This window comes from Pseudomonas sp. BS-2016, assembly GCF_001806145.1.
GTDB classification, from domain to species: Bacteria; Pseudomonadota; Gammaproteobacteria; order Pseudomonadales; family Pseudomonadaceae; genus Aquipseudomonas; species Aquipseudomonas lundensis.
In genome coordinates this window covers 1-1,646 of record NZ_MLCT01000198.1, presented here as the reverse complement: position 1 = coordinate 1,646, position 1,646 = coordinate 1, and the positions used below count along the sequence as shown (strand labels likewise).

At 49.9% G+C, this 1,646-nt stretch carries 3 protein-coding genes; all 3 read right to left on the bottom strand.

The genetic code is table 11. The annotated features are described in order from the left end of the window. The coding region (locus BKD70_RS23740) for a DUF3987 domain-containing protein (RefSeq protein WP_139145839.1) at window positions 1-794 on the bottom strand (794 nt) is incomplete at its 3' end. A 12-nt stretch (window positions 795-806) separates the two neighbouring features. Continuing rightward, window positions 807-1,010 carry an AlpA family transcriptional regulator gene (locus tag BKD70_RS24595; protein WP_228389621.1) on the bottom strand — a complete coding sequence of 68 codons (204 nt, stop codon included), beginning with the start codon at window positions 1,008-1,010 and terminating at the stop codon, window positions 807-809. Window positions 1,011-1,321: 311 nt separating this feature from the next. Beyond that, complete coding sequence (locus BKD70_RS24590) at window positions 1,322-1,531, bottom strand: DNA-binding transcriptional regulator (RefSeq protein WP_082461533.1); 210 nt, start codon at window positions 1,529-1,531, stop codon at window positions 1,322-1,324. Window positions 1,532-1,646 lie beyond the last annotated feature (115 nt).

Here is a 1,646-nt window from a genome sequence, read left to right as displayed (position 1 = left end):
AAAAACCTAGCCCACAAGCCAGACCCACGTGATTTTTCACCGTTTTTCTCCATATAGCTAAAAAATGAACTTTCTTGAACCATTAACGATACCGTCAACCGCCCTCTGACCTCATAACTTTCAGCCGACACACGATCAACCGTTATGGCATCCCCGCTCCATAGCGCATTCTGTTTTGAGAGGTCATTGAATGCCTTACCCGTCAGCACGCCACCGCCCTCACTGGAGATAAGTCCAGCTACTGGAATGTTCTGGTGCAACCCAAGAAACAAAGCTTCCGACGTAGCATCTTCGTACAGCAACTTGAAGCGCCTAGGTTTGATCGGTGCACAGGCTTGATGTTCCATGAGTTGTTTATTCGGATCACCCCCCTCATGCTGATCCAATAGTAGAGTTTCTTTCAAGATAGCCTTTCGACGAGCGTCCCAGATCGACTGTTTCGCACGCCAATCAGAGAGCTCTGATTGATAAATCACATCCATCTCATCCTGAAAGCGCCGAACTCCTCCCATAAATACATTCTCTGCGGTCGACTTTCGCTCCCCAGAGTTGGCCACCGTGAGCACCATTATTGATACCGGACCGATTTGGCCATTTGGTTTACAGACATCAATTGAACCTTGAGCCGCAGTCGCCATGGCTGTTAACGCAGCTGAATAAATAAGTGCTCGCGGGGCCATTATATTGCGCTCAGCTTCATCTACTGCGCCCCCGATAATCGGCAAAGCCATAGACCTTGGAAATGCTCCACCTGGAACAGGAAGCCAACTTGATACACCATTAGAAAAATTCATAAACCACCCCTCTCAAGAATTCACGCTGTAAACATTTCGGCTTTCTGCAATTCGGGACTCAATCCACCGACAAACATCTTCCTCAATCCAACCTACAGCTGACGCCCCCAACTTAATCGGCCTGGGAAAACTGCAGTCGTACCTGGGCGACATTGGATTTAAGCGATCGTAGATGGTCGACGTACTCAGCCCGAGACGCTCTCGTAACTGCCGCATACGCAAAATTCTTAACATCAGTTTATTACTGTTTTCTTTGATCATTTCTACACCCTCTTCGGCTACGGATTCGATGAAAAGGACTTTAAAGCCCCTGCCACCCCAAGTCGTCGAAGGTGCTAAACGCCACATCCACCCTAAGCAGATCTATAGACATCGCCGTGCATTTTGTGCTTGGCGATTCCACCCCGTCGAATCTGCCTGGGTCCACTGCAGCTGCTATTTCTGCTATTAGTAGCAGAAATAGCAGCTGCACTCCCCCCTAACTCCGCCCAAGACTCCTTTTCGGCTGCACCCTTCGCTTGAATAATTCAGCAGCCATGAGCCGCCTGCTGGTCAACCCATTGCAGTAGTAAGGCCCTACCAGGTCCGCTTGGCTGTCGGCGCCCCTGCTCCCAGTCCTGCAGCGTGCGAGAGCTGATCCCCAACTGTTTGGCTAGGTCCTGCTGGGTTAGCTTCAGTCGTTGACGTAAAAAACATACTTGCCTGAGGATATCTGAAGATGTCGAGCGGTCCTGCATGGGATTATGTTGCCTCTTTGACCCTTGCCGAGGAAGTTGCGTCGATAATTCAGAGTTGGCCGTTATAAAAGTAGATAAGGGAAGTACGAAACTTACAGGCGCAGGCAGCTGCACT